Origin of the sequence: Methylotenera sp. 1P/1 (assembly GCF_000384355.1) — a bacterium.
Taxonomy (GTDB): Bacteria; Pseudomonadota; Gammaproteobacteria; order Burkholderiales; family Methylophilaceae; genus Methylophilus.
Genome location: NZ_ARWC01000001.1, coordinates 1,463,721 through 1,489,735, shown reverse-complemented (window position 1 = coordinate 1,489,735; position 26,015 = coordinate 1,463,721). Strand labels below are relative to the sequence as shown.

The 26,015-nt window shown below is 46.3% G+C and carries 24 protein-coding genes and 1 pseudogene; 11 read left to right on the top strand and 14 right to left on the bottom strand.

Features of this window, described 5'->3' with window-relative positions; translation table 11 throughout:
* Genes rsxD through rsxA form a run of 4 tightly spaced genes read right to left on the bottom strand, consistent with a single transcriptional unit; the run spans position 1 to position 4,157 of the window.
* Positions 1 to 1,020: an electron transport complex subunit RsxD gene (gene rsxD, locus A3Q3_RS0107035; protein WP_020182875.1), complete on the bottom strand. Its 1,020-nt coding sequence runs from the start codon at positions 1,018 to 1,020 to the stop codon at positions 1 to 3.
* A 15-nt stretch (positions 1,021 to 1,035) separates the two neighbouring features.
* The gene (rsxC, locus tag A3Q3_RS0107030) at positions 1,036 to 2,997 is read right to left on the bottom strand and encodes an electron transport complex subunit RsxC (protein WP_020182874.1); all 1,962 of its coding nucleotides are present in this window, start codon (positions 2,995 to 2,997) and stop codon (positions 1,036 to 1,038) included.
* A 10-nt stretch (positions 2,998 to 3,007) separates the two neighbouring features.
* Complete coding sequence (gene rsxB, locus A3Q3_RS0107025; RefSeq protein ID WP_020182873.1) at positions 3,008 to 3,568, bottom strand: electron transport complex subunit RsxB; 561 nt, start codon at positions 3,566 to 3,568, stop codon at positions 3,008 to 3,010.
* A gap of 4 nt (positions 3,569 to 3,572) precedes the next feature.
* Complete coding sequence (gene rsxA / locus A3Q3_RS0107020; RefSeq protein WP_020182872.1) at positions 3,573 to 4,157, bottom strand: electron transport complex subunit RsxA; 585 nt, start codon at positions 4,155 to 4,157, stop codon at positions 3,573 to 3,575.
* A 206-nt stretch (positions 4,158 to 4,363) separates the two neighbouring features.
* Between rsxA and dapA the strand changes: the two genes are divergently transcribed.
* The 4 genes and pseudogenes from dapA to A3Q3_RS14665 all read left to right on the top strand — a co-directional run.
* Complete coding sequence (gene dapA, locus A3Q3_RS0107015) at positions 4,364 to 5,239, top strand: 4-hydroxy-tetrahydrodipicolinate synthase (RefSeq protein WP_020182871.1); 876 nt, start codon at positions 4,364 to 4,366, stop codon at positions 5,237 to 5,239.
* Positions 5,240 to 5,298: 59 nt separating this feature from the next.
* Positions 5,299 to 6,558: an outer membrane protein assembly factor BamC gene (gene bamC, locus A3Q3_RS0107010; protein ID WP_020182870.1), complete on the top strand. Its 1,260-nt coding sequence runs from the start codon at positions 5,299 to 5,301 to the stop codon at positions 6,556 to 6,558.
* Between the two features lie 2 nt (positions 6,559 to 6,560).
* Positions 6,561 to 7,334 (top strand): MBL fold metallo-hydrolase, encoded by a 774-nt coding sequence (locus tag A3Q3_RS0107005; protein ID WP_020182869.1) that lies wholly within the window; start codon positions 6,561 to 6,563, stop codon positions 7,332 to 7,334.
* Positions 7,335 to 7,513: 179 nt separating this feature from the next.
* Positions 7,514 to 7,624 (top strand): annotated as a pseudogene (locus tag A3Q3_RS14665) (hypothetical protein); the annotation flags it as partial.
* Between the two features lie 228 nt (positions 7,625 to 7,852).
* Here A3Q3_RS14665 and A3Q3_RS0106995 read toward each other — a convergent pair.
* The 3 genes from A3Q3_RS0106995 to A3Q3_RS0106985 are packed head-to-tail and all read right to left on the bottom strand — an operon-like array spanning position 7,853 to position 10,325.
* The gene (locus tag A3Q3_RS0106995; RefSeq protein ID WP_020182867.1) at positions 7,853 to 8,656 is read right to left on the bottom strand and encodes a secretin N-terminal domain-containing protein; all 804 of its coding nucleotides are present in this window, start codon (positions 8,654 to 8,656) and stop codon (positions 7,853 to 7,855) included.
* An 8-nt stretch (positions 8,657 to 8,664) separates the two neighbouring features.
* On the bottom strand, positions 8,665 to 9,171 hold the full coding sequence (locus A3Q3_RS0106990; RefSeq protein WP_020182866.1) for a hypothetical protein: 507 nt from the start codon (positions 9,169 to 9,171) through the stop codon (positions 8,665 to 8,667).
* Positions 9,168 to 10,325 carry a cupin domain-containing protein gene (locus tag A3Q3_RS0106985; RefSeq protein ID WP_020182865.1) on the bottom strand — a complete coding sequence of 386 codons (1,158 nt, stop codon included), beginning with the start codon at positions 10,323 to 10,325 and terminating at the stop codon, positions 9,168 to 9,170. The genes A3Q3_RS0106990 and A3Q3_RS0106985 overlap by 4 nt, the downstream gene beginning before the upstream one ends.
* Before the next feature lie 117 nt (positions 10,326 to 10,442).
* On the opposite strand from A3Q3_RS0106985, the gene A3Q3_RS0106980 reads away from it, so the two are divergent.
* From A3Q3_RS0106980 to A3Q3_RS0106965, 4 genes are all read left to right on the top strand, one after another.
* Positions 10,443 to 12,572 (top strand): molybdopterin-dependent oxidoreductase, encoded by a 2,130-nt coding sequence (locus A3Q3_RS0106980; RefSeq protein ID WP_020182864.1) that lies wholly within the window; start codon positions 10,443 to 10,445, stop codon positions 12,570 to 12,572.
* A 63-nt stretch (positions 12,573 to 12,635) separates the two neighbouring features.
* Positions 12,636 to 13,403, top strand: coding sequence for a type I restriction enzyme HsdR N-terminal domain-containing protein (locus A3Q3_RS0106975; RefSeq protein WP_020182863.1), 768 nt, complete (start codon positions 12,636 to 12,638; stop codon positions 13,401 to 13,403).
* Positions 13,404 to 14,138: 735 nt separating this feature from the next.
* A complete protein-coding gene (locus tag A3Q3_RS14300; protein WP_020182862.1) occupies positions 14,139 to 14,273 on the top strand; it encodes an entericidin A/B family lipoprotein in 135 nt (44 codons plus the stop codon).
* Positions 14,274 to 14,369: 96 nt separating this feature from the next.
* Entirely contained in the window at positions 14,370 to 15,035 is a 666-nt protein-coding gene (locus A3Q3_RS0106965; RefSeq protein WP_020182861.1) for an OmpA family protein, read from the top strand.
* Positions 15,036 to 15,115: 80 nt separating this feature from the next.
* On the opposite strand, the gene A3Q3_RS0106960 is transcribed toward A3Q3_RS0106965, so the two are convergent.
* The 4 genes from A3Q3_RS0106960 to A3Q3_RS0106945 form a co-directional block, all read right to left on the bottom strand.
* Positions 15,116 to 16,291, bottom strand: a complete 1,176-nt coding sequence (locus A3Q3_RS0106960; RefSeq protein ID WP_020182860.1) for a diguanylate cyclase domain-containing protein — start codon at positions 16,289 to 16,291, stop codon at positions 15,116 to 15,118.
* 200 nt (positions 16,292 to 16,491) lie between these two features.
* A complete protein-coding gene (locus A3Q3_RS0106955; RefSeq protein ID WP_026361811.1) occupies positions 16,492 to 17,214 on the bottom strand; it encodes a hypothetical protein in 723 nt (240 codons plus the stop codon).
* Positions 17,211 to 18,527 carry a phosphate regulon sensor histidine kinase PhoR gene (phoR, locus tag A3Q3_RS0106950; RefSeq protein ID WP_020182858.1) on the bottom strand — a complete coding sequence of 439 codons (1,317 nt, stop codon included), beginning with the start codon at positions 18,525 to 18,527 and terminating at the stop codon, positions 17,211 to 17,213. Before phoR ends, A3Q3_RS0106955 begins: the two co-directional genes overlap by 4 nt.
* Before the next feature lie 100 nt (positions 18,528 to 18,627).
* Entirely contained in the window at positions 18,628 to 19,728 is a 1,101-nt protein-coding gene (locus tag A3Q3_RS0106945; RefSeq protein ID WP_051086420.1) for a TIGR03790 family protein, read from the bottom strand.
* A gap of 74 nt (positions 19,729 to 19,802) precedes the next feature.
* On the opposite strand from A3Q3_RS0106945, the gene A3Q3_RS0106940 reads away from it, so the two are divergent.
* Positions 19,803 to 20,498: an SDR family oxidoreductase gene (locus A3Q3_RS0106940; protein ID WP_020182856.1), complete on the top strand. Its 696-nt coding sequence runs from the start codon at positions 19,803 to 19,805 to the stop codon at positions 20,496 to 20,498.
* A 14-nt stretch (positions 20,499 to 20,512) separates the two neighbouring features.
* Here the strand turns inward: A3Q3_RS0106940 and A3Q3_RS0106935 are convergent, their stop codons facing one another.
* Together A3Q3_RS0106935 and A3Q3_RS0106930 are read right to left on the bottom strand one after the other, a co-directional pair.
* The gene (locus tag A3Q3_RS0106935; RefSeq protein ID WP_020182855.1) at positions 20,513 to 21,661 is read right to left on the bottom strand and encodes a GNAT family N-acetyltransferase; all 1,149 of its coding nucleotides are present in this window, start codon (positions 21,659 to 21,661) and stop codon (positions 20,513 to 20,515) included.
* 104 nt (positions 21,662 to 21,765) lie between these two features.
* Positions 21,766 to 22,347, bottom strand: a complete 582-nt coding sequence (locus tag A3Q3_RS0106930; RefSeq protein WP_020182854.1) for an EF-hand domain-containing protein — start codon at positions 22,345 to 22,347, stop codon at positions 21,766 to 21,768.
* A gap of 273 nt (positions 22,348 to 22,620) precedes the next feature.
* Between A3Q3_RS0106930 and ompR the strand changes: the two genes are divergently transcribed.
* A complete protein-coding gene (gene ompR / locus A3Q3_RS0106925; RefSeq protein WP_020182853.1) occupies positions 22,621 to 23,346 on the top strand; it encodes a two-component system response regulator OmpR in 726 nt (241 codons plus the stop codon).
* A gap of 22 nt (positions 23,347 to 23,368) precedes the next feature.
* Positions 23,369 to 24,679, top strand: coding sequence for an ATP-binding protein (locus A3Q3_RS0106920; protein ID WP_025224899.1), 1,311 nt, complete (start codon positions 23,369 to 23,371; stop codon positions 24,677 to 24,679).
* Here the strand turns inward: A3Q3_RS0106920 and A3Q3_RS0106915 are convergent.
* The gene (locus A3Q3_RS0106915; protein WP_020182851.1) at positions 24,676 to 25,983 is read right to left on the bottom strand and encodes a diguanylate cyclase; all 1,308 of its coding nucleotides are present in this window, start codon (positions 25,981 to 25,983) and stop codon (positions 24,676 to 24,678) included. The two genes, A3Q3_RS0106920 and A3Q3_RS0106915, sit on opposite strands and share 4 nt — an antisense overlap.
* Between the last annotated feature and the right edge of the window lie 32 nt (positions 25,984 to 26,015).

Sequence of the window (26,015 nt, the reverse complement as noted above, 5' to 3'; positions counted from 1 at the left end):
CTATTTCTCATGACCAAACACGCGTGGTTGTGTGTGCGCATCAATCAAAGGTACACAAATATTCATAAAAATCACGGCAAACGCAATGCCGTCCGGGTAGCCGCCATAAACACGAATCAGGTAAGTGATGATGGCGACGCCCCCTGCGAAATATAGTTTGCCACGTGGGGTGGTGGGGCCGCTGACCGGGTCCGTTAAAATGAAGAACGCGCCGAGCATACTTGCGCCACTAAACAAATGTAATAGCGGTGAAGCAAAGTGCGCACTATCGCTCATCCAAAATAAAGAGGCAATGACTGTAAGTACGCCTAAAAAAGCAACGGGCAAATGCCATGAAATAATTTTCTGTTGCCATAAGTAAAGGCCGCCAAGCAGATAGGCTATGGTAATGTACTCGCTACCTTTGCCGCCCAATGTGCCAAACAAAGGCGCACTTTGTATGGTGGCCATGGCATGATCTAGCTTTAATTGCGTTTTTAAATAGTCCAGTGGTGTGGCCGATGTCACCGCATCTAGTAACACGCCTTCCGGTAACTTGCCGTACATAATGTAATGAAATTGATCGGCAAAACTCAATGGTGTGTGTGCCAGTTGCAAGGCGGCTGGCCACTTGGTCATCAGTACTGGAAATGAGATCAGCAGTACGGCATAGCCGACCATGGCTGGATTAAACGGATTGTAGCCCAGCCCACCATATAGCTGTTTAGCAATGATAATGGCAAAAGCGGTACCCACCACAATGAGCCACCACGGTGTAAGCGGAGGAATTGCTAGAGCTAATAGCCATGCTGTGATCACGGCACTATAGTCGGTGAGAAATGGTTGGATCGGGCGATGTCTTAGTTTCAGCATCAGTGCTTCTGTGCCCAGTGCGGTGATGGTTGCCAAGGTCAGCGTGACCAAAATGCCGCCGCCAAATACCCACACATACACTGCAATGGCAGGTACTAGTGCAATCAGCACTTTCAGCATAATGGTGCTGACGCTGGGGGCATCTGAAATATAAGGTGAGCGTATCAAGTGAATCCTCTTTGGCTAATCTTTTTTAGGTTGCGATTTTAGTTGATTGTCTACATCAGACTTCATTGGTGATTCAGATTTCGCAGCTTCTGCTGCCGCCTTTTGCGCTTTGGCACGCGCAATGGCAGCGGCAATCGCCGCTTGCTTGGCATCGTCAGCGACTGGTGGCGGTCCTTGTACCTTTGCAACGGGCTCAGGGGCAGGACCTACAGTCTGACGTCTTGCATCAATCTCAGCAATTTTTTGCTGCACTATTGTGCTGATGGAATCCACATTTTTTGGTGTCTCACCTGCTTGCTGGGCAGCTGCTTTTTGTGCCTTGGCGCGTTCTATGGCTGCGGCAATGGCCGCTTTTTTTGCGTCGTCCGCAGCAGGCTTTGTCTGCTCACTAGTGTCAGTGTCTGTTGCTTGTGCATTTTGCAGTTTTTGTTGTTTCGCACGTTCAATCGCGGCAGCAATCGCTGCTTTTTTCGCATCGTCAGCGCCCGCAGATGTTGAGGCTGGTGTTGCTGTTTCTTGCTTAGGCTCCGTTTTTGCACCCTGCGCGCGTTCTGCATGTTTTTGCGCGCGCTCTAGCTTTTCGCGTTCTATACGTGCGATTCTTGCTTCATTGCGTTCACGTGCCAAATCGGCAGCTTCTTTCGCTTTGTCGGCAGCAATGATCTCACTCTTTGCATAGCGATAATATTGCACAAGTGGAATATCACTTGGGCACACATACGAGCAGGCGCCGCACTCAATGCAGTCAAATAGTTTGTAGTCGCGCGCTTTTTCAAAATTGTCCGATTTAGCAAACCAATAGAGCTCTTGTGGTTGCAAACTTACAGGGCAAGCATCTGCGCAACGTACGCAGCGTATGCAGGGCATGGCGGGTGGCGGTGGTGCAAACAAATCTGGCGTTGCGGCAATAATGCAGTTAGCGGCTTTGGTGATGGGGATGTTGGTATCCGGTAGGTTGAATCCCATCATCGGCCCGCCCATGATGAAATGTGTGGTATTTGCTTTTACGCCGCCAGCAGCGTGAATCAAATGTGCGAGTGGCGTGCCAAACAGCACTTCAAAATTCTGAGGGTGTGCGACATTGCCGGTCATCGACACAATTCTACTAATCGCTGGTTCACCGTGGTTGAAGTAGCGGTGTAACGCTAACACGGTTGCTACATTGAATACTTGGATGCCAACCTCTGTTGAGCGCTTGTTATAGGGGATTTCTTGGCCCAGTAACAAATGGACCAATCTGCGTGCATCCCCACTGGGGTATAAGGTAGGCACTACTACTACTTCCATGGTGGTACCAGTCACCGCTTGCTGCATGGCGCGGATCGCTTCCGGCTTATTGTCTTCAATGCCAATCAACACTTTGGTTGCGCCAAGTAAATGCTGCGCGATGGCAATGCCCTGTAAAATTTCTGCGGCGCGTTCGCGCATCAGCATGTCGTCGCAAGTGATGTATGGCTCGCATTCGGCAGCATTAATCACTAAAGTATGTACGACCGATTTTCCATCTGCGCGCAGTTTCACTTGGGTGGGGAAAGTTGCGCCTCCCAAGCCCACAATGCCGGATAAACGCAAGCTGGCGACCAAAGCTTTACGGTCGGTGTTACGCCAGTCGATGGGTTGGTGCGTAATCCAAGTATCTTGGCCATCTGGCGTGAGTGTAATGCAATGGTCTGGCAAGCCCGAGGGATGCGGGATCACGGCATCTGCAATTGCAGTAATCGTGCCGGAAGTTGGGGCGTGAATCGCTGCGGATACCATGCCCTCTGCTTCTGCAAGCAATTGACCTTTGAGTACATGATCACCTACACTCACGGCAACTTTTGGGATATTGCCTACGTGTTGTCTGAGCGGTAATACTAAGTGTTCTGGCAACGTCAATTGGCCAATCGGCCGTTGGGTCGATTGTGCTTTGTTTTCCGGCGGGTGAACCCCTCCGTTAAACTTGAATATTTTTCCAAAATTGACGAGTGCATTCATGCTGTGAATGTTAACTTTCTAATGCAATGGGCTTAATGGGAATGGTTGGATATTTCCATTTCCAGTTATCGGGAGTTTCCGCAATCGGCCCCATGCTGATGCAATCCACTGGGCACGGTGCAAGGCAGAGTTCGCAGCCGGTGCATTCACTGCTGATGATGGTGTGCATATGTTTGGCTGCACCTAAAATTGCATCTACCGGGCAAGCCTGAATGCACAAAGTGCAACCAATGCACGTGTTCTCATCAATAAAAGCAACGGATTTTGGTTTGGGTTCACCATGCTCTGCATTAAGCGGCTTGTATTCAACGCCCAGCAAATCGGCCAGTGCATGCACACCGGCATCGCCACCGGGCGGGCATTGATTGATATCAGCTTCGCCTTTGGCAATGGCAGTTGCATAGGGTTTGCAACCAGGGTAGCCGCATTGGCCGCACTGTGTCTGCGGTAATATGGCATCGATTCTGGCAATGAGCGGGTCACCCTCTACTTTGAATTTGAGCGCGGAATAACCGAGTAAGACACCAAGCGCAAGGGCCAAGCCCAGCATGATATAGAGTGCGATAAGCATGTGGCTAATACCTATCTAAGCCAGCAAAACCCATAAACGCTAAACTCATGAGCGCCGCTGTAATCATGGCAATGGCAGAACCTTTAAAGGGTGCGGGCACGTCGGCGGCTTCCATGCGCTCACGCATAGACGCAAATAGAATCAATACCAATGAAAAGCCAAGTGCACCACCGAACCCATATAAGCCAGATTCCACAAAGTTATGACTGGCTTGCGCGTTAAGCAAAGGGATGCCTAGTACTGCGCAATTGGTGGTAATCAGCGGCAGAAAAATACCTAGCATTTGATACAGTAACGGAAAGCTTTTTTCCATGATCATTTCCGTGAGTTGTACCACACCAGCAATCACTACAATAAAGGATAAAGTGCGCAAATACTCCACATGGTTAGGCTCCAGCAGATAATGATTAATGGCCCAGCTGGTCATAGAGCCCAAGGTGAGCACAAATGCCGTGGCGGCTGCCATGCCAACAGAGGCTTCCAGTTTTTTGGACACGCCCATGAACGGGCAAAGTCCCAAAATTTTAACCAACACAATGTTGTTCACTAACACAGTGCTAATTAAAATAAATATATAACTTTGTGACATCTCGCCTGACCATTTGAATAAACTGCTAAGCCTCAATTATACTCGTTTGCCGTGGTTTTGTTGAATCGCCAAATACAGTTAAAGAGCTGAATTTCAATGCAATATTATTTACCTTACTGGATTTACCACATGGGGCTAAATAGCCTTTAGCGCAATGCGGCATAATCGGTTAAAATATAAGCAATTTTTGGACAAGTGGTTGGAATATGTTTACAGGTAGTTTAGTTGCAATCGTTACGCCTATGCATGAAAACGGTGATTTGGACCTAGTTGCACTGAAGAAGCTGATTGATTTTCATGTGGATGCTGGCACAGATGGTATTGTTATTGTGGGCACTACGGGCGAATCACCAACTGTCGATGTGGAAGAACATTGTCTGTTGATTAAAACCACCGTAGAGCATGTAGCCGGGCGTATTCCAGTCATTGCCGGTACTGGTGCAAATTCTACTAGCGAGGCCATTGCGCTCACCCGTAAAGCCAAAGCATTAGGTGCTGATGCATGTTTGCTAGTTGCGCCTTATTACAACAAGCCATCGCAAGAAGGTTTGTATCAACACTTTGCAGCAGTTGCCCAAGCCGTCGATATCCCGCAAATCTTATACAACGTGCCAGGACGTACGGGCTGTGATATTCAGAACGATACCGTAGTGAGATTGTCTGCTATTCAGAATATTGTCGGCATTAAAGATGCAACAGGCGGTATTGAACGTGGTACGGACTTACTATTAAAAGTGCCCGCGGATTTTGTGGTGTATAGCGGCGATGATGCCACTAGTTTATCGCTCTTGCTATTGGGGGCACGTGGTGTGATCTCTGTGACTGCCAACGTTGCGCCGGCATTGATGCATGACATGTGTGTGAAAGCAATGGCGGGGGATGTGACGGCAGCACGTCAAATCAACGCGAAGTTATTCGCATTGCATCAAAAATTATTTGTAGAAGCAAATCCGATCCCAGTGAAATGGGTATTGCAACAAATGGGGCATATTCAGACTGGAATTCGCCTGCCACTAGTGAACTTGTCACCGCAATATCATGCCATATTGCGTGATGCGATGACGCGTGCCGGTATTGCTTAATTTGGTTTTTATTCCTTAGACCCACACGAAAATGGTCAAACGACGAGAATGGTGAAACAATGAATCAACAATTATTTTTAAAAGCAGTTGGCGTATTGGCTGTGGTATCTGCTCTAACAGCGTGCGACTCAATTCCTTTTATCGACAACACCTCTGATTACAAAGGTGCCGGGCGTTCCAAGCCTTTAGAAGTGCCTCCCGATTTAACGGCCGTGAGAAGCAGTGATGCATATGCAGTGCCAGGCAGCGCCACTTACTCCACTTATAATCAAGATCAAGAAGGGCAAGAGCCAGGCGTAGAGCAAGTGTTACCAAATGCAGATGGTGTACGGATGGAAAAAGCTGGCGCACAGCGCTGGTTGGTTGTGACTGCACCAGCAGAAAAAATTTGGCCGGCTATTCGTGAATTTTGGTTAGATCAAGGCTTTGCCGTACGCGTGGAAAACGCAGAAATCGGCGTGATGGAAACCGAGTGGATACAGGCAGATGCGATTAAGCTCAAAGAAGATAATCGCAATGTAGGTGATAAATTTGATGCTTGGTTGGATAAATTGTCCGGTTTAGCGGATCGCCGTAAATTCCGTACACGTTTAGAGCGTGGTGAAAAAGATGGTACTACCGAAATTTACATGACACACCGTACTGTGGCTGGCGCACCGGATGACGGCAAAAATTATGTGGATACCCAACTGGGCAGAGTAGATACTGGCTATCGCCTAGATGCCGATAAAAAAATCAATACGGCTGAACAGTTTGATAGTGATTTGGATGTGGAGTTACTCCGTCGCCTGATGGTGAAGCTGGGCGTGGCTGAAAAACAAGCACAACAAATTGCAGCCAATCCGGTCAACCCACAGCGCGCAACAGTTGCCAAAGAGGTAGATAGTAGCGTGACGTTACATATCAATGATTCGTTCGATCGTGGCTGGCGCCGTGTCGGTTTAGCATTAGACCGCGTTGGATTTGTGACTGAAGATAAGGACCGCTCAAAAGGTTTATTCTTTGTACGTTATGCCGATGTGGATATTGATGACACGCCCAAAAAGAAAAAAGGCCTGTTGGAAACGCTGAAATTCTGGGGTGATGACGAAGAAGAAAAGAATAATCCAAAACCTAAAGATGATAAATCTTTGGCCGAAAAGCTTAAGTTTTGGAAAGGTAAAGACGAAAAAACCGATCCGTCTAAGCAATATCGCATTAAAGTAACCGAGCTAGAAGATGGTACATCCAGTGTCAATGTGGTGGACACGGAAGGCAAACGTAACCCTTCCAGCACGGCGAATAGGATTATTTCTTTACTTTACGATCAATTGAAATAGCCATGCGCTTTGCCTCGCTAGGCAGTGGGAGTGCGGGTAATGCCACGTTGATTGAAGTGGACAATACCCGTCTGCTACTGGATTGCGGGTTTAGTGTGCGCGAGATGGTGACGCGCTTGGCAAGATTAGATTTAACGCCAGAGCAACTCAGTGGCATTTTGGTCACACACGAGCATGACGACCATGCACGCGGTGCTTTCAAGCTGGCAGCAAAATACCGTATCCCAGTTTGGTTAAGTTATGGCACTTATAAAATGTGCGAGCGCTATCTACCCTCAGACATAAGCGACCTTCAAATCCAGCTGATTGATAGCCATACTGATTTTACGGTAGATGCCATCTGCGTATCACCTTTCCCGGTGCCTCACGATGCGCGTGAGCCGACCCAATTTACCTTTTCTGATGGTCGTGCCAAATTAGGCATATTGACTGATGTAGGCAGTACGACTGCACATATTGAACGCGTTCTCTCTGGCTGTGATGCGTTGATGCTGGAATGCAACCATGACCTTGCCATGCTGGCAAAAGGACCATATGCAAAACCACTTAAAGACAGAGTGGGTGGGCGTTTAGGGCATTTGGATAATCAAAGTGCGGCAACGCTATTGTCTCAATTAGACAACACAAAGCTAAAACATATTGTAGCGGCACATTTAAGTGAAAAAAATAATACGCCAATATTGGCGCAAACAGCACTGAGTGCTGTGTTGGGTTGTGCTCCCGATTGGGTTGCCATTGCTGAGCAGACGTTGGGGCTACATTGGCGTAGTCTCTAATTTGGCGTAGTCTCTAAAGCTATCCAAAATACTCTATGCTAGACGAAATAAAAAAAGCCGACATTACGTCGGCTTTTTTGCTTGTAAACTAAAGTTTTAAACTATTAGTTTGCTGGAGCAGCTTCAGCTGGTGCAGCCTCAGCAGGAGCAGCTTCAGCTGGTGCAGCCTCAGCAGGAGCAGCTTCAGCTGGTGCAGCCTCAGCAGGAGCAGCTTCAGCTGGTGCAGCTTCAGCAGCAGGAGCTTCAGCAGCTGGCGCTTCTTCAGCAGGTTTTTCGCCACAAGCAGTTAAAGCAAGTGCTAATAATGCGGCTAATAGAGCAGAACGTGTCATTTTAAATTCCTTAGTATATGAGCTAATGTTTAATCGGGTACGGTTCACTAGGTGACTAGCTTTCCGAGTGCTTAAATTGTAGCAGCAAATTTATTGAAAATAAAATCTATTTAGTGGGATTTTTGTGAATTTGAAAGAAAAATATTGTTATATTGCAACAATTTAGCGTGAAAACCTCATCAAAACCTAATCTACTTTGATACTGAGGCCACTTTTTTGATAAGAAGTGCCAGTTTGTGAGCCCAAAATTTTACGGCTGACATCATCCCGTTGCTGCATCGTTTGCCCAATATCGACCCATTCGCCCAAGGAAACATGGGCGATGGTGGAAAGTGTTTCAAAGTCGATAGATTGTTGTCCGTAGCCATTGGAAATACGTGGTGTTATTTCCAGCTCTACTTGATTGCCAATCGTGCGCGGACGGACTGCAAACCCCGTGCTCACTTCTACCCAATCGGTGCTGCGAGTCACTTGCGCATAACGTCTTGTCAACGTAATCCATTCTTGGGTAAAGGGCACTAGGGTGCCTACACGAATATAGGCACGCTCCCCATCCACCACTTGTAAAAATTGCTGACTATTTTGTGTGGTGTGTTGCTCATTGCGGGTGACATCAATACGTCCGCTATTGGGGGCTGCATTCGGGTTGTTGCCAATAATGACTCTGCCTCTACGCACATTGCCAGAAATCTGTGTATTGTCCATGGTCGATTGCTGGTTTTGCTGTGACTGCACGGTGATTCTGCGATTGACGCGCGCGACATCCAGTTGCGCAATCACAGCCTCTATCTCTGCCAGTTGTGCTGGGGTGGCACGCACAATCAGTTGATTATTCATGCCGGTCACTGTGCCGCTTTCATCTACCAATGGAGAAATGGCGGCATATAGGTCTTGGGCAAAGCGGTGCTGTAGCGTAAACACTCTCAGCTCGGTTTGTGCCAACGCTTGAAAGCTGATAATGCATAAAATGATGCACAAATACTTTTTCATGGAAATTCTCAAAGCCCCAACTGCGTAGCAGAAATCGTGTGTGAAGTTTCTTCTAATAGTTCACTGAATCGCATACGTAACCCGGCACAAGACTCTGCATCGTCCAATGCATACTTGAATCGTGCGTGGTCAATATGAATGCGTTTCACGTAATGCACATCATCCGCAATAGCAAAGCAATCTTTGGCAATTCTGGCGGAGTCATTGGTAATATATACCGTCATTTTGTGGCCGTATGTTAATAGCAGCTCCATCAGGCGTGGGCATTGGGTAGTTAAAAATGCGTCTTGATGCAAAATAATGGTGAGCTTGCTCTGTGGCGATTGACTCAAAAACTGTTGAACCGCTCGGTAGCGTAAGGTGCTTTTGTAATCACCACGTGACAGGTCTTGGTCAAAGATAAGCAGGCTAGTGGTGGCTTGAGCAATGACTAGATTTAAAGCGCGTGCATACAATGCTTCACCGAATAGAATGGTATCGGGAGTAAGTTGGTCATTCGTGGTGGTATCGGTCATTCCATATCCTCACGCATCAGCACATAGCCTGCTAAATAGGCCTCATATAGTGTCGTTGCTAATACAGACAACTGTTCAGGCGTTAAAGTGCCGCAATCCACATAACGCTGGTCTGCCAATGTTGTTAAGATTGGGGTGAGTATGGCTGGTGCAGTCATAGCATCACCATTGAGAAAAAACGTGTCTTGCCAGAATAACATTTGTGAGGCCAATGCCAGATGGAGTGTTGTCTGTGACAAACGTTGATGTAATGACTTGAGTGAAAGCTTACGTGGTGGTGCAAATACAATATGCGGCTTAGGTTCGGTTAAGTATTGCCCTAAAAAGCGAGCCACCAATGTGTCATCCCATGCAATGGCTTGTAGCGCATGGTTGACCTTGCTCACCATATTGCGGCTAATTTCAGCCGGATGCGCTTGTGCGGCGAGATCGGGATCCTGATAGATGCCTTCCAATTGCGTATGGTCTTGGAGGAAATGCATAAACTCATGCGCGAGCTCTTGCGTTTTTGGCGCACGGAATCCAATCGAGTAGGTCATGCAATCTTCACCGACCGCCACACCCCAATGAGCAATTTGTGGCGGCAGATAAAGCATATCGCCTGCCTCCAACACCCATTCTTGCTCTGTTTCAAAGTGTTTTAAGATACGTAGTGGCGCATCTTCAATTAAAGTGAAATCGGTTTGCTGGCTAATTTTCCAATGCCGTTTACCGCTACCTTGCAGTAAAAACACATCATAGCTATCCAAATGTGGGCCTACGCCACCGCCATCGGGCGCATAGCTCACCATTAAATCATCCAAACGCGCATGTGGAATAAAATTAAATTGCGCCAGTAAGTCGGCAGCTTCTGGCAGGAAGTGGTTCACGCCTTGCACCAACAAGGTCCAGTCGTGATCAGGCAAGTGCTTAAATGTTTTTTCCGACATGGGGCCTTGCGTGACTCGCCACTGGCCCTTTGCAAATTGTACTAATCTGGATTGCACTTCTTCCTCGCAAGCCAAGCCAGCCAAATCGTTGGGATCAAGTAAGCCGGTAAATCCCGGTATAGCTTGGCGAATCAGTAGCGGTTTTTTCTGCCAATACTCGGCCAGAAAAGCTTCAGGCGTGAGTTGGTTTAGGAGTGTGAGCGGTTGGGAAAGTTGAATTTGCATGGGGCTATTTTAATCGTCTTTTTCAGCAATATAAAAATAATTGCATCGGCTATACAAGTAGGTATATAGTCATTTTAATTCGTATCGCACCATAAAAACTATTGTTAGGGGATGAAGATGAATGCACCGACAGACACTGGCGTTAAAACCTTTCATGGCGGCTGTCCGCACGATTGCCCGGATACTTGTAGCATGGAATACCATGTGCAAGACGGTAAATTGTTAAAGGTGACAGGTAACAAAGAGCATCCTATGACGCGCGGCGGTTTGTGCGTCAAGCTCAAAGATTACGAAAAGCGCCATTACCACCCCGACCGTTTACTCTATCCCCTCAAACGCACAGGCCCCAAAGGCAGCAAACAGTTTAAGCGTATTAGCTGGGATGAAGCCTTAGACGAAATCACCAGTAAATGGAAAGCCATCATTGCAAAAGATGGTCCGCAAGCCATCATGCCCGCCAGCTATTTGGGTAACCAAGGTTTGGTGCATGGCCTCAATGGCGGCGATGCATTCTTTAACCGCATGGGTGCCACAGTATGTGAGCGTACTTTCTGTGGCGAGGGCTCTTGTACCGCTTGGTTACTCACCGTTGGCCCCACTGCCGGTGTAGATCCGGAAAGTTTTATCCATGCTAAATATATCGTGGTGTGGGCATCCAACTCAGTCTCTACCAATCTGCACCATTGGCATATCATTCATGAGGCACAGAAAAAAGGCGTCAAAGTGGTGGTGGTGGACTCTTATGCGTCTAAAACGGCCAAAGAAGCGGATTGGCATATTGCGCCCAAACCAGGTACTGACGGTGCGTTGGCCATGGCCATGATGCATGTGATTATTGACGAAGGTTTGCAAGACCAGGACTACATTGACAACTACACCGTAGGCTACAAAGAACTGGCAGAACGTGCCAAAACGCGCACACCAGAATGGGCAGAAAAGATTACTGGCATTGCGGCTGATGATATTCGCAAATTTGCTCGCGAATACGCCACTACCCCACCTGCCGCTATTCGCATTGGCGTAGCTTTGGAGCGCAATTACGGCGGTAGCCAAGCCATCCGCGCAGTGACCTGTTTGCCCGCATTGATTGGTGCGTGGCGCCATGTGGGCGGCGGCATTTTGCAGTTCCCAGTGTGGGAGCACCCTTACCGTTTTGATGTGATTTCCCGCCCGGATTTAATTCCAGAAGGCACGCAAGTCGCCAATATCCTGCAATTGGGGCGTGTATTGTTGGGTGAGATTAAACTCAATACCCCTATTCAATCGCTGATGGTGTGGAATACTAACCCGGTCACACAATCGCCCGAGACCGATAAAATTGTGAAAGGGTTAGAGCGCGAAGACTTATTTACGGTGGTGGCGGAGCATTTTCTGAGTGATACCGCTGCCTATGCAGATATTGTGCTGCCAGCCGCCATGGGCGCAGAGATGGAAGACATGATTCTGTCTTGGGGGCATTTGTACCTCACATACAACGCTAAGTGTATTGATCCACCGGGTGAAGCATTGCCCAATAATGAAATTTTCCGCCGCTTGGCCAAACGCTTAGGCTTTGAAGAGGATAACTTTAAATGGTCGGACAGCGAATGCTTGGAAAATTATGTGGCATGGGATGCCCCAGCCTGTGATGGTTATGATTTGGCGTATATGCGCGAGCACGGCTTTGCCAAACTGAAAGTGGGCACCAAAGACGACCGCGCGCCGCATAAACATGGCAACTTCCCTACCCCAACTGGCAAATGTATGTTCATGGTAGAAGGCGCTAAAAACTTTGTGGCAGGGCCGTTCCGTCAAATGTATGAAGGCTTTCAGCCGGGTGAAGACTTGGATGCATTGCCCGATTACGTGGCGAATCGTGAGAGCGTGGAAAACAACCCAGCATTGGCCAAACAATATCCGCTGAATATTATCTCGCCCAAGAGCCATGGCTTTTTAAATTCATGCTATGCCAACGTCACCGAGAAAATCAAAGGGCAAGGCGAACAGTTTGTCATGATTAACCCATTAGATGCGACTACCCGTGGCATTCAAGAAGGAGATAAAGTTAAAGTGTTTAATGGCCGTGGCGCATTTCAGGCGGATGCACGGATTACCAAAGATGTGAACCCTGGGATTGTGGTGGCTACGTTAGGCTATTGGCGCCAATTGAATAATGGCACGGTAAATTGTATTAGTGCCGCGGAGTTTGGGGATATGGGGCACTCGACGACGTTTAGTGATAATTTGGTAGAAGTGGCGTTGGGGTAATTTGCTGTTTGAATATTTCAAGCTAATATAAGGTTTTACAAATAACATAATAGCGGAGGAAGTATGGCAATACCGAAAAAGGTGAGCGACAGAATTAGTCTCAATCTCAAGCGTTATCAGGCCATACTTTCAGATGCAAAAAGCCGAGATATTAGCGAGTCTGATACTGTAATGATTCTGGCAGACATGCTGGCTGAGCTATTAGGATATAAAAAACATATTGAAATTACGACAGAGTTTGCAATACGCGGCACCTATGTGGATTTGGCCGTAAAGGTAGGCAATGATGTCAGATTTCTTATCGAAGCTAAAGCCATTAACGTTGATTTAAAAGACAATCATATTAAGCAGACAATCGACTATGGAGCGAACCATGGTATTGAGTGGGTTGTTTTAACAAATGGTGTAGTTTGGCAGGTATACAAGATCCATTTTAAACAACCAATTGATAAATCACTTATCTTTGAAGTTGATTTGTTGTCTGCAAGTCCTAAGAATGCTCAATTGTTGGAATGTTTTGGGACATTAAGCAGAGAAGGCTTCACGCAGTCATCAATGACGGCATTTTTTCAGCAGCAACAGGCAACAAGTAAATTCTCACTTGCTGCACTTTTAACTAGCGATAGCGTAATAATCGCTTTGAAGAAGGAACTGAAGAAGCTAAGTTCAACTATTAAAGTTGATAATGAATTTCTTATAACTACGCTTCAAAATGAAGTATTAAAACGAGAGCTTGTGGATAGCGAAGAAGCTAAGGCAGCGTTTGAGGTGATAAAGAAAGCAAATAAACAGCAAGCCAAACTAAAGGCCAAACTAACCCCACAGCAATAATAATTTAGCCATCTAGTCGCACTCGCGCGACTGGCGAGATACTTTCTTATGTTTGTCCATAAGAAAGTAACCAAAGAACAGGACACCCCCCTGCTGCTCGTTTCCTGCGCTGCTTCATAAAATTGGGAGGCTGCGGAACTCGCCCTAACAACCCACAAAAAACGTGGGCTGTCGCGGTGCTCAAACAAGTCCTCGCCTTAACCCCAATTTTACTGTGCTGCTCGGCGCAGCAGAGGGGTCTAGAAAACCATACGAGCACAAAAAGATAATAAGTATTCTTTGGTAGGTCTCATAGTTGTTTATCCCCTTACATCACGCTGAGTAGCGGAAACAAAATAAGATCAAGGCGAGCACTTGTTTGAATCCCGCAGTAGCGCATGGTTTTTATGCGCTACTAGGTTGAGTTGCGCAGCCGCTTATTTTGTTGAGCAACGCAAGGGAGCCGTTAGGCCGTGATGTGGGGTGTGCTTTTGTTTGGTTACTTTCTTTTGCACACACAAAAGAAAGTAACTAGCTGTCGGGCTACCCCCGACATACGAGCTTTCAGATTGCTGTAGATGGCAATTCAGTATTTTAAATTTAGTAGCACAGAGTTGGATTGTAAGAATCCTCTGACAGCAATATCAGCGTTAGCTGATATGCGTTGTTTTAATGCAAATGTACTATGTACATGTAGTGGGTAGGGAATGTTGCGCAATCTATCGTTATTCAACTTACTTTTAAAAGGAAAACAAAATGAAATTAATCAGTACAATTTTAGTCTTAGCATTTGCATTCTCACTAAGTGCCTGTAACACCATGGCGGGCGCTGGTAAAGATATTCAAAAAGGTGGCGAAAAAATTGAGGGTGCGGCAGAAAGTAATAAATAATTGTGCATCTAGTCAGCCTACATGCCACACAAGACGTTTAGCAATCAAGAGAAGTAGTTTTTAGCAAAGTAGCACTTTTAATATAAGGTAAATAATATGCGTAATAAAATGATCGTCGGTTCTGTGTTGGTTGCGTTTGTGTTGGGCGGTTGCGCCAATATGACAGAAACGCAAAAAGGTACGGCTAAAGGTGCAGCGATTGGTGCAGGCGTAGGTGCAGTAGTAGGCGCGGTAGCAGGTAAAGGCAAAGGCGCGGCAATTGGTGCAGTAGTAGGTGCAGGTGCAGGTGCTGTGGCTGGTAACGTTTGGACGAAGCGTCAAGAGGAACAAAAGCGCCAAATGGAAGAGGCAACGGCAGGTACTGGTGTGGCAGTGACACAAACAGCGGATAATCGTTTGAAGTTGGATATTCCAAGCGATATTTCATTTGCGGTTGGCCGTGCAGATATTCAATCTAATTTCAGAAGTATTTTAGATACATTTGCAACGGGCTTGGTGAATAATCCTAGCAGCAATGTCACGATTATTGGCCATACCGATAGCACTGGTTCGGATGCTGTGAATAACCCTTTATCGTTAAACCGTGCTGCAAGCGTACGTGATTATTTATCTTCACGTGGTGTGGCTTCAAGCCGTGTTGCAATTGAGGGTCGCGGTTCACGTGAGCCATTGGTGGCCAATGATACAGCGGCCAACAAAGCTAAAAATCGTCGTGTAGAGATTTTTGTGGCTGAGCCAGCACCAGCGGCAGCAGTGCAATAATCGCGTAGTGCGTTTGTGTTGCAATAAAAAAGGGTCTCAGGGCCCTTTTTTATTAAGCATGTGTTGATGAGACAGTAGCGCTAAGCAGCTAAGGTATCGCTGATAAAGCTAAATTGATTTTTGCCTTTTTTCTTAGAAAAATACATAGCAGCATCGGCCATCGATATCAGTGTTTCTTTATGAATAGCATCATGCGGGAATCTGGCAATGCCAATGCTCACGCCAATTTGGATGGTTTGCTCTGCAATATTCAAAGGTCTGTTGAGCGATGCAATGATTCTTGATGCAATATCAATCAGACTTTTTTGATGATGAAAATGGTTAATCACAATTGCAAACTCATCGCCACCCAGGCGTGCTAAAAAATCATGCTCACGTAGCAAGCCAGTAATAATTTTGGCTACTTCTACCAGTACGTTATCGCCAATGTTGTGACCGTGGTCATCGTTCACGGCTTTAAATCCATCTAAATCCATATACAAAATGGCGTATTGCAGCTTACGTTGATGCGCGTTGGAGTGGGTGAGCTCAATAAAATGCTCAAAGCCTCTTCTGTTAGGTAAGCCAGTCAGCATGTCGTGCTCAGCCTGATGGGCAAACGATTCGGAAGCCTCTTTGGTTTCTAATACAGTTTCAAACAGCTTGATGGTGCGTTTGTAAGAGAAAATCAGAATGCCGACAATAATGATGACCAAAAGTAAGCCGCATAAGATCGTAAATTCAAGGGCTTTTTTAATTTGTTTTTCGTAGGTTTGTCTTTGTGCCAACAACAGTAAATCTGCATTTTCCAGCTTGAGCTTAATCTCGTTCATCACAGTTCGGCCTTTGTCTTTACTCAGCGTTAAGTGTGATGCATATGCGCCTGCATCAAGCTGTACTTGGATGGAGGATTCAATGATATTGAATTTTTCGTCACTGAGTGCTTTGACTTGCAGCATAAGCGGTTTGATGGCCGGAAACAGTTGGTAGTTATCTGCAATGGCTTGGTAGGTTTCTAATGCTTTTGTTTTGCCTTCGGTATACGCGTCAAAGAACGAGACATTATTGGTAATCAAGTAGCCGCGTTGCCCAGTTTCTGCATCTACCACCGCACTGCGGAATGTCACCAGCAAGTAGCGCTGTGTATCGATCTGATCTTTTTGTTGCGAGAGAACAATGATGTGATAAAAGTTAAAGCATAGCCATAGCATTGAAATGCCTAACAACAAAGAGGCAATCAATAGCGGACGAATAGTGTCTGTTTTATAACTGGCCATGCTGTTTTTGAATGCACTTACTGACTTTAATGAGAATTTAAAGTGTAATCGCCATCACCTCAATTCAATTGGACAATTAAAGCGGTAAAAGTGCTGCAATTACAAGGCTTTATTGGTTTTAATGGCGCGATGAAATACGCAGTTTAACGGGTAGGCGGATAAGCCGTATGGCGATAAATACGGCTGGTTGAGTGGCTTGTTTAAAACGGCAGAAATGCTGCGGTGGCGATACTTTGGGTGATTCTGGAAATGAGGCGTTGTGATTTCTCTGCCAACATAAAGGCAAATAAATCGGTTCTGCCGATGATTTTGCCAAACTCGCGCTCAAAACTTAAATTGCGTTCTTGCGCGTTAAATTCATTGCTGAGTATGTACAGTTCACCGTTGGGTTTGCGGCTAGATGCCAATTTCCACGCCGCAATTTCTACATTACGTGCCACGTTGTATAGGCTTTGCGGGTGGATGCTATCGGTTAAGTAAAATGCATTTTTTCCGCCATGGGCTTTTTGCAACATGGTATGCAGACCGACAATAAATGAGAGCACGCGATCACCAGCGTAATCAGGAGAAAAGCTGAGGTGAATAGCCTCTACCCCTTGTTTGTTTTGCATCTCTTTAAATTGCCAGTGGTGTTGTAGGGCGCCATCAAACACCCAATCCACCATTTTTTCTGCGCTGTCGCTGGTGCTTTTGGCTAGCTCATGCGGATTGCGCTTGTAGAGCTTGAGCATCAATATTTTCAAGCTTTGTGTATTTTCGGAATACTCCACATCGGCCATGCGGTCAAAATCGGTTTTAATAAATTGATTGGCTGAGCTTTTCTCAGCACGTTCCGGCATAGGTTTGCCTTCGGAGGCGGACGGAGCGGGTGCACTAGCACATGCGGTGAGTAGTATCGTCAGTGCAGTCAGTAGCGACTTCATGCAAATAATGAGACTTGCTTATGCAGCATCCTCGATTTGGGAAATACGATGCTAAAGGTACTTCCCACGCCGACTTCACTTTCGATATGCAGATTGGCTTGATGTCGGTTTAGAATATGCTTCACGATAGAGAGCCCCAATCCGGTACCGCCCGTCTCACGGCTACGGCTACTATCCACGCGGTAAAAGCGCTCGGTGAGTCGGTCAATATGATGTTGTTCAATGCCAATGCCGGTGTCACGCACACTGAATACAGGCTGGCCATCGTGCATTCCCCAGCTGATATAAATCTCACCACCTTTGGGTGTGTAGCGGATGGCGTTGCTGACCAGATTGCTAAACGCGCTCTGCAATTCACTTTGGGCGCCGTTTAAATTGAGTGTTGGGTCTGTTTCCAGATGGATTTTATGATGACTTTGACTGAGGCCTTTTGCATCATTTTGCACCAGCTTTAACATATTGCTCATGTCAATTTCAATGTCTTCTGTATCTTTTGCATTGCTTTCAATTTGCGATAGTGTCAGCAAGTCTTCAATGATCCGGCGCATGCGGCCGGTTTGTTCTTGCATCATATTAAAGTAGGGCTTTGCGGTCTCCGAAACTTCACCCGCCATGTCTGACAAGGTTTCTAAAAAGCCACCAATCACAGTGAGCGGAGTGCGTAACTCGTGTGAGACGTTGGCAATAAAATCACGGCGCATGACTTCCGTTTTTTCCAATGCGGAAATATCACGACAGATCAGCAGCTTTTGCTTGGTGCCAAACGGAATCAGCTGAATCTCGAGTGTGACATCAGGGTTGCGCCAAGACTTGAGCTTGATGGGCGAGCTGTAGTCGTCGGATTGTAAGTAGCTGAGAAACTCACCATTACGCACCAAATAGTTGATGGGTTGTTTCTCGTCATGGTGTTTGTTCAAGCCCAACTGTTTTTCTGCCGGATCATTAAACCACTCGATTTCATTTTGTGTGTTGAGCACCACGACGGCATCGGGCAGGGCGCTGGTGGCGTGTCTAAAACGCTCAAGCGCGGTGCTTAATTGGCTTTGGTTGCGGGAGTGCTTGCGTTGTTCTTGGTACAACATGGCAAATACATCTTCCCAGATGCCAGTGCCATTGGGAATGTGATTCAAGACAGGTTTGAGTAGCCAAGTGTAAAGTTTGTGCAGCCAATAGAGATGGCCAGCAAGATAAATCAGTATGCCGACACTAAAAATAATGAGTGCGGTTTTGGTGTCATATACCAGCCAAATTAACAAGCAAAATGCTGTTAACGAAAGAATGAGCCAAAATGCTTTCCAGCGAATATCTTGCACAATTTAAGCGCTTCAAAAAATTGGTGGTTAATTATAACGAGCTTTTGTGACAAGCGTGTGCGCAATATTTAATTATTTTTAACAGCGTAAATGGATGCAATTACTCAGGTTGCGATGGGGTGAGCGGGTCAGCGTTGAGTGGAAGTTTTTGATAAGGCGCTGCTAATGGCTCGCCAATAAACAAGCCCTGTGTTGGCCATGCAACACTCTTCCAGTAAGACTCTATCAAGGTTTCCCCCGCTAAGTAATGTGATAACAAGACCTGTGGATTGGAAAACTTTTGCCAGTAGTTACAAGGTTCAGATACCGTGCCATAACTGCCTGTCGCCCCAGCCTCCGTCCATTGCGTAATGCGCGAGGGATTGCCAGGCGTGAGCTCGCCGCCGAATGATGTCAGGTGATCGCCTACCGCACCGGGTAGAAAATTTAATGTATCCAGATTGGCTACGGAGACTTGCCCGGTAAAGTAAAACATCACATCGCGTTTGTGCTGTATGGACTCTGTATTCAGTGTGCGCAGAAATAATCTTCTGGTTTGGATGGTGCTCAGGTCTTTGGGAAAAAAACGCTCTCTTGGTTTGCTTCTTGCGCTATCGGCTGTTTTGAGAAAGTAAGCAGTGCCTTCATTGACGCTAAAGCTGCTCAATACACCACGATCTATCAGCGCTTTGGCGGAGGATACAGAGTCTGTGGGTATGAGGATAGAGAGACGTATGCCGAGATCGCGAAATGGCTGTAACGAGGCATGGTTAAAATAAGGGCTTGGGTTACCGGCGCCACAGGTGTTCTCGCATTGTTTGGCTTGGTAACCAAAAGTCATGGCGGCTGTAATACTGTTGCAACCCACGGCAAATGGCGTTGTCCACACCAGCACAATCACTTGAATGTCTGTATTGAGTTGCCCATCAACCGCTTGTTTGATAGGCGCAAATTTTTCTGGAGAAATAGACGATTGTGTGTCCGCGGGAATGTTGATGCCAATCAGATTCTGCTTAGGGATATTTCTGGCAGCCATGTAGTAATTGGCTATTTCAATACTCTTGGCGTCGTTCTGGTTAAACACCACCGCTACATTTTTGGCAGTGAGCTGTGATGGGCGATACAACACACTGCTGCTCAAATCTGCTGCGGTGGCCTTGAGGGTACACAACACACACAGACTCAGTAACCCGAAAATAAAACGCATCTTTATCGCGTGCATGGAATGTTCATCATGGTCGTCATAAGTTTATGATAACCTACAATTTAGGTATAGAGATAACAGGAGCGTGTGAGGTGAGTGACCATCAAACTTTATTGATTACAGGTGCAAACCGTGGGATTGGGCTGGAATATGTACGTCAGTATGCCGATGACGGTTGGCGGGTAATTGCATGCTGCCGACAGCCAGAGCAGGCCGGTGCATTACAGCGACTGGCCGCAGGCAATCAACAGATTGAAATCCACCATTTGGATGTTGGAGACTTCGATCAAATAGAGGCGTTGGGTAGAACTTTGGCTGATCAATCCATACAGTTATTGATCAACAATGCAGGCATATACCCAGAGAGCTCATTTCGTCATGTTGATTATGCGCAGTGGATGCAAGCGTTCAAGATCAATACGATGTCGACCTTGAAATTAGCAGAAGTGTTTGTTCCACATTTAGTGAAAGCCGGTAATGCAAAGCTAGTGGCTATGACCAGCAAAATGGGCAGCATTGACGACAATACGAGTGGCGGTGAGTATCTTTATCGCTCATCTAAAACTGCGCTCAATATGGTCATGAAAAGTCTTTCGCACGATTTAAATAAATATGGTATTTCGGTGGCATCGCTGCATCCGGGCTGGGTAAGAACTGATATGGGCGGCCCGAATGGCTTGATCGATACGGAGACTAGCGTAAGTGGATTGCGCAAAGTGATTGCAAATTTATCGTTGAATCGTTCCGGAAAGTTTTTTGCTTATGATGGCAAAGAGATTGCCTGGTAGCGTAGACGCAATCGCTATTCTAAAAGCGTCTTTTTAAATGGCGCACGCTCTTCTAACTCGCTGGTATATGCGCTCATATGGCTAGATTCTTTTTGCAGAAATCTGCTAATCGCAGCTTTAAAATCAGGGTGTGCAATTTGATGGTATGAGCATGTTGGCCTAGGTTCAAACCCTCTAGCTAGTTTATGTTCACCTTGCGCGCCACCTTCAAAATAGGTGATGCCTTGCGCAATACAAAAGGCCTGTGCTTGGTAATAGCAAAGCTCAAAGTGCAAATTGGACACGTAATGTAATGCGCCCCAATACCTGCCGTATAAGGTGTTGGCATTATAGATATTAAGTGTCGCTGCAATTGGTTTCCCATACAGTTCGGCAACTATCATTAATATATTGGATGGCATCGACTGGCCAATTAAGCTAAAAAATTCGCGCGTTAAATAAGGGCTTGAGTGATGCGCGCGGTAGGTATTGCAATAGCAGTCGTAAAAAAAATCCCAATCGGATTCGCTAATGTCTGTCCCCATTAGCCATTTGCATTGCACGCCGGCTTCCACTACTTTCTTGCGTTCCTGACGAATCTTCTTACGCTTGTCGTGGCTTAGTGTTGCTAAGAATGCTTCCCAGTTTGGATACGCTTTATTCTGCCAGCGAAATTGCACACCATCTCGCTTTAACCAGCCAGCCTCCTGAAAAAATGGACTGCATGTTTCGGATGGAAATAAGGCATGCGCACTCGATAGCTGATGTTGATCCAGGAGATTCGTCAGTGCGGCAACCAATAGTTGAGACACGACAGGATCATGGCTTAATAGCTTGCTGCAAGTCACCGGCGTGAATGGTACGGCGCACACCAGTTTGGGATAGTAGGGGATTTGATGTTGTACATAGGCCTCTGCCCATGACCAATCAAACACATATTCACCATAAGAATGTGTTTTTAAGTAGGCGGGGATAGCGCCAATTAGTTGCGCTTGTTGATCGAGCAGTGTGATGGCGCAAGTTGACCACCCAGTGCCTTCGCCTACGGATTTAGATTGTTCCAATGCCAATAAGAACGCATGTTGTAAAAATGGTGTGCCGTCTGTCAGCGCATTCCAAGCAAGCGCATCAATGTCTTGCATACTGGCGATTGTTTTAGCGGTGTATGAACTTGGTAACTGCATGAAGTGTACTTTAAACCAGAAAGCTTGAAACTAGAAAGTGAGTTTAAAGACAGGGAGCAGCGTTTTGGCGAATAGTTCGGGCTAGACTCTGATATTAAAGGGAATTAGCTAGGGCGTTTGCGACCATTGGCTGCTTGTTTGTTGACTTTGGACTTACTTAGATTTTTGATTTCCGCTTCTTTTTCTTGGATGCGTTGCGCTTCCATGCGGGCTTCGGCAGCTTTTTGACGCTCTATGGATTTGGCTTGTGCTAGCTCTAACTCTTCTAGCGTAATCACGCCATCTTCATCCACATCTACATAGCTAAAATGTCGTGCGATTTGTGGAAGACATTGTGTGGTTTCTTCGCGGTCTAGCGAATCGTCATTATCGCGGTTACAGTCATTAAAGCGCTGCGTAATGCTGTCTTTCATGGCTTTACGTTTAAGCTCTATCTGATTATGTTCTGGATCAGTATGTTTGGCGTAATCGGATAACGCTTTGCGTAAGCGCGCCCTGTCTTCCGGGCTAAAATTATGCTCCAATGTTTGCTCTAGTCCTGCATCGTCATTATCGGTCGATACTTGCTTATCATCGGTCGGAGAAAAAAACATTTTATTCTCTGCAATCACAGGCGACGTAAGCATCAGCCCGGCGGTAACGAGCAAATATTTAATACTGATGGTGGGAGAGAAATTCAAAGCCATGGATTTTTTTGTGTAGTCTTTACCTTGTTTTTGGTCAGAAACAGCTAAATACCTAAGTTTTAAGAGCGTTATCTTGAATTATGATTGTAAATATTTTGTTTCACATCATCGCTTAATTGTAACTAATTGTAAAATTTCAACTTATACTGCTTGTATATTTAGATAACCTTAGAGGTATTAAGTTTTGCAGGTTCTAGATTTATTCACTTTTAAACCATATACTTGGCGATTGGCAGTCATTAACATGACGCAATACTCTCCAAAAGGGCATGAATGATCGTGGAAAATACAAAAAAAATATTAATGGTCGATGATGATTTGCGCATGCGTGAGTTGCTGCAGCGTTATCTTACCGAGCAGGGGTTCAGTATCAAAGCAGTTTCTGACGCAAAAGAAATGGATGTTGCGTTGGCTGCGGAGTCGTTTGATTTGTTAGTGCTGGATTTGATGTTGCCAGGCGAGGATGGCTTGGCAATTTGCCGCCGTCTACGCGGATCTAATTTGACGACCCCCATCATTATGTTAACTGCGCGCGGTGACGAAGTGGATAGGATTGTCGGACTGGAAATGGGGGCGGACGATTACTTGCCTAAACCATTCAATCCGCGTGAACTGTTAGCACGGATTAACGCAGTGTTACGACGTCACGAGCATTCGCCTAATGCAGACAATAGTAGCAAGGTCGAGGCATTTAGCTTTGGTGAGTTTGTATTTGATGCGAACACCCGTAGTTTAAGCAGGAATGGCATGCCGATCACCATTACCAGTGGTGAGTTTACTTTGCTCAAAGTGTTTACCGAGCATCCACGTCAACCACTTTCCCGTGACCGTTTAATGCAACTTGCCCGCGGACGTGAGCTGGATGTATTTGACCGCAGTATTGATGTGCAAGTCTCGCGCTTAAGACGCATTATAGAGGCAGATCCTGCGCACCCACGCTATTTGCAAACCATGTGGGGTTTTGGTTATGTGTTCATTCCTGATGGTGAGGCCGCGTAATCATCACGTTTAGCAGATTGTTTTGAGATTACTCCCACGCACACTCCTATCTAGATTGCTATTGCTGATTGCCTTGCTGCTGGCGATTAGTATCTATGCCTCTTTAAAGATCTTTGATTATTTCGATCGAGAACCACGCGCCACCACGGCCGCCTTACAAGCGGTCACTATTGTCAATTACACGCGCGCGTCACTCATCGCCTCGCATGAGAATAGACGTCTTGCATTGTTGTCAGAACTGTCTGGGCGAGAAGGTGTGCGCGTTTACGCGGCTGACTTTTTAGAAGACATTGAACCGCTACCGCAAGACCCATTCATTAATCTGATTGCACAAAAAATCCGTGAGCGTTTGGGCGATGAAACCATCATCACCGTTAACCATTACGACATTCCCGGTTTATGGATAAGTTTCAATGTGGGGCAAGATGATTTCTGGGTGGTCATTCCTAAGATTCAGGTGGACCGCCCGTTCCCATGGCATTGGCTAGGTTGGGCGGCGGTGGTGGGCCTGCTGTCACTCCTAGGTGCGTATATTATTGCTTCCAGAATCAATCGCCCACTTAATTTATTGGTGCATGCTGCGGAGCGTTTGCGTAATGGTGAGCCAGCGCCTAAATTACCAGAAGACAGTGTGGAAGAGTTGCGCGAGGTGAGCCGTACCTTTAATGAGATGGCGGAATCGCTGGTGCGTTTAGATGCTGAGCGTACGTTGTTGTTGGCTGGTGTATCGCATGATATTCGCACACCACTCGCACGGTTAAGATTGGCAGTAGAGATGTTATCTGGCGGTACCGGCGATAGCATGAAGCAAGGCATGATTGAAGACATCAGCGATATGGACAACATCATCCATCAGTTCTTGGATTTTGTGCGCGGTGTGGAAGGTGAGCCGACCAAAATGGTCGATATTAATGAATTGCTGCGTTCGCTGGCAGAGCGGCAAGCCCGTGCCGGTCGTAACTTGAAACTCAATCTTACCGCTACTTACTATATCCCGCTCAGGCCGCTGGCCATGCAACGTTTACTCGATAATTTGGTGGGTAACGCCTATGCCTATGCCAAAGGTGAGGTGGCGGTGAGCAGTAAAATTACTGCGGACAAAATCATTATCAGTGTCTTGGATAATGGCCCGGGGATTCCGCCTGAACATGCGCAACGACTGCTCAGGCCATTTGAGCGGATGGACAGCGCACGCAATAAAAACGAAGGAGGCAGTGGCTTGGGTTTGGCCATCTGTAACCGTATTGCCAAGTTGCATCGCGGAAGTCTGGAGCTGATCAATCGCCCACAAGGCGGGTTAGAAGCAAGACTGTCTCTGCCGATTATGCACTAATGCTTGCCCGCTGGTTTGCCCTCTACTCGGTTGCGGCCATTACGCTTAGCGTTGTACAGTAATCTGTCAGCATGAATCATCATGTCATTTAAATTTTTGCGCAGTATATTGGTGGCGCCAATACTGCAAGTGTACTGAATGACATGTTGTTTAACGCACACTGATAGCCCCGCAAGCTTTGCCCTAAACGCATCAATATGTTCAAAGCTGGTCAAATAGATAGGCGATTGGCTGAGCACAGCGAACTCTTCACCACCCAGCCTAGCCACAATATCTCCATGAAAGTGTGCTTTTAGCTGCTGCGCAAAATGTTTGATTACTTCATCGCCTGCATCGTGGCCATAGACATCGTTCACTTTTTTGAAAAAATCGATATCCATCATCATGACGGTGAGTGGGCTATTGTCGTGCAGTGTTTTGAATATTTTGTCGCCATGCTCAAAGAAATAGCGACGATTAAACACATTGCTTAAATAGTCGATATTGGACAAATGCTTTGCAAATTCAACAGCATCTAACATGTCTAGATTTTGATTTATGCGACACAGCAAAATTTCATAATTGAAGGGTTTGGAAATAAAGTCGTTAGCACCTGCTTTCAGAAATTTAACGGCCAAGCGTGGGTCAGAAGAAGTGGAAATGCCGATAATGAGCAATTGGTCTTTAGGGTAAATAACACGTGCTTTTTGTACAAATGTGATGCCATCAATCATCGACATTTGGTGATCAACCAGCACCAATTTTACGTCTCCATGTTGGTGCAAGATATCTAAAGCTTCGATCCCATTCGTGGCTTGTAACACGTTGAATTTTTGCAACATAAGCTCACGTGCAATTACAAATTGCGACACTTTAGAGTCGTCTACAATCAGCACTTTAATGGAGGTGTTTTTATGCACTCTGACGATAAGTTCGCATATATAAGTGATGTCGTCAGATTGTCCTTTGACCACATAGTCAATGACATGGCGCTTGATGAGCTGGTCACGCATTTCATCTTCATAGTGCGAGACGATAGCAATGATTGGGATATTAAATTCACCCAGTAGATCGACCTTCTCGAAGGCATCTGAATCTAAATGAATAGCGCTGGTGATGCCCAAGAAGAACGTGTTGGGCTGCTCGGTAAGTAATAACCTTGCTGCTGCAGCCGAATGCACTGTAGCGACTTGCACTCGTAGCTGGCTTTCGATTTCTAGCTTGAGGGTATGTGCGTATTGCTCGTCTTGCTCTAGCACTAAAATTTGAAATTGCACGGCGGTGACAGGGTCGCGTAATGTCTTGCGGATATGTCTATTTGGCATACACGGACATGGGTTTAAATAGATAGCTGGCT

Bases quoted from the DNA above. Each gene is read 5' to 3' on its own strand.
- rsxC (WP_020182874.1), bottom strand. From the start codon at position 2,997: ATGAATGCACTCGTCAATTTTGGAAAAATATTCAAGTTTAACGGAGGG.
- rsxB (WP_020182873.1), bottom strand. From the start codon at position 3,568: ATGCTTATCGCACTCTATATCATGCTGGGCTTGGCCCTTGCGCTTGGT.
- rsxA (WP_020182872.1), bottom strand. From the start codon at position 4,157: ATGTCACAAAGTTATATATTTATTTTAATTAGCACTGTGTTAGTGAAC.
- dapA (WP_020182871.1), top strand. From the start codon at position 4,364: ATGTTTACAGGTAGTTTAGTTGCAATCGTTACGCCTATGCATGAAAAC.
- bamC (WP_020182870.1), top strand. From the start codon at position 5,299: ATGAATCAACAATTATTTTTAAAAGCAGTTGGCGTATTGGCTGTGGTA.
- A3Q3_RS0107005 (WP_020182869.1), top strand. From the start codon at position 6,561: ATGCGCTTTGCCTCGCTAGGCAGTGGGAGTGCGGGTAATGCCACGTTG.
- A3Q3_RS0106995 (WP_020182867.1), bottom strand. From the start codon at position 8,656: ATGAAAAAGTATTTGTGCATCATTTTATGCATTATCAGCTTTCAAGCG.
- A3Q3_RS0106990 (WP_020182866.1), bottom strand. From the start codon at position 9,171: ATGACCGATACCACCACGAATGACCAACTTACTCCCGATACCATTCTA.
- A3Q3_RS0106985 (WP_020182865.1), bottom strand. From the start codon at position 10,325: ATGCAAATTCAACTTTCCCAACCGCTCACACTCCTAAACCAACTCACG.
- A3Q3_RS0106980 (WP_020182864.1), top strand. From the start codon at position 10,443: ATGAATGCACCGACAGACACTGGCGTTAAAACCTTTCATGGCGGCTGT.
- A3Q3_RS0106975 (WP_020182863.1), top strand. From the start codon at position 12,636: ATGGCAATACCGAAAAAGGTGAGCGACAGAATTAGTCTCAATCTCAAG.
- A3Q3_RS14300 (WP_020182862.1), top strand. From the start codon at position 14,139: ATGAAATTAATCAGTACAATTTTAGTCTTAGCATTTGCATTCTCACTA.
- A3Q3_RS0106965 (WP_020182861.1), top strand. From the start codon at position 14,370: ATGCGTAATAAAATGATCGTCGGTTCTGTGTTGGTTGCGTTTGTGTTG.
- A3Q3_RS0106960 (WP_020182860.1), bottom strand. From the start codon at position 16,291: ATGGCCAGTTATAAAACAGACACTATTCGTCCGCTATTGATTGCCTCT.
- A3Q3_RS0106955 (WP_026361811.1), bottom strand. From the start codon at position 17,214: ATGAAGTCGCTACTGACTGCACTGACGATACTACTCACCGCATGTGCT.
- A3Q3_RS0106945 (WP_051086420.1), bottom strand. From the start codon at position 19,728: ATGCACGCGATAAAGATGCGTTTTATTTTCGGGTTACTGAGTCTGTGT.
- A3Q3_RS0106935 (WP_020182855.1), bottom strand. From the start codon at position 21,661: ATGCAGTTACCAAGTTCATACACCGCTAAAACAATCGCCAGTATGCAA.
- A3Q3_RS0106930 (WP_020182854.1), bottom strand. From the start codon at position 22,347: ATGGCTTTGAATTTCTCTCCCACCATCAGTATTAAATATTTGCTCGTT.
- ompR (WP_020182853.1), top strand. From the start codon at position 22,621: ATGATCGTGGAAAATACAAAAAAAATATTAATGGTCGATGATGATTTG.
- A3Q3_RS0106915 (WP_020182851.1), bottom strand. From the start codon at position 25,983: ATGCCAAATAGACATATCCGCAAGACATTACGCGACCCTGTCACCGCC.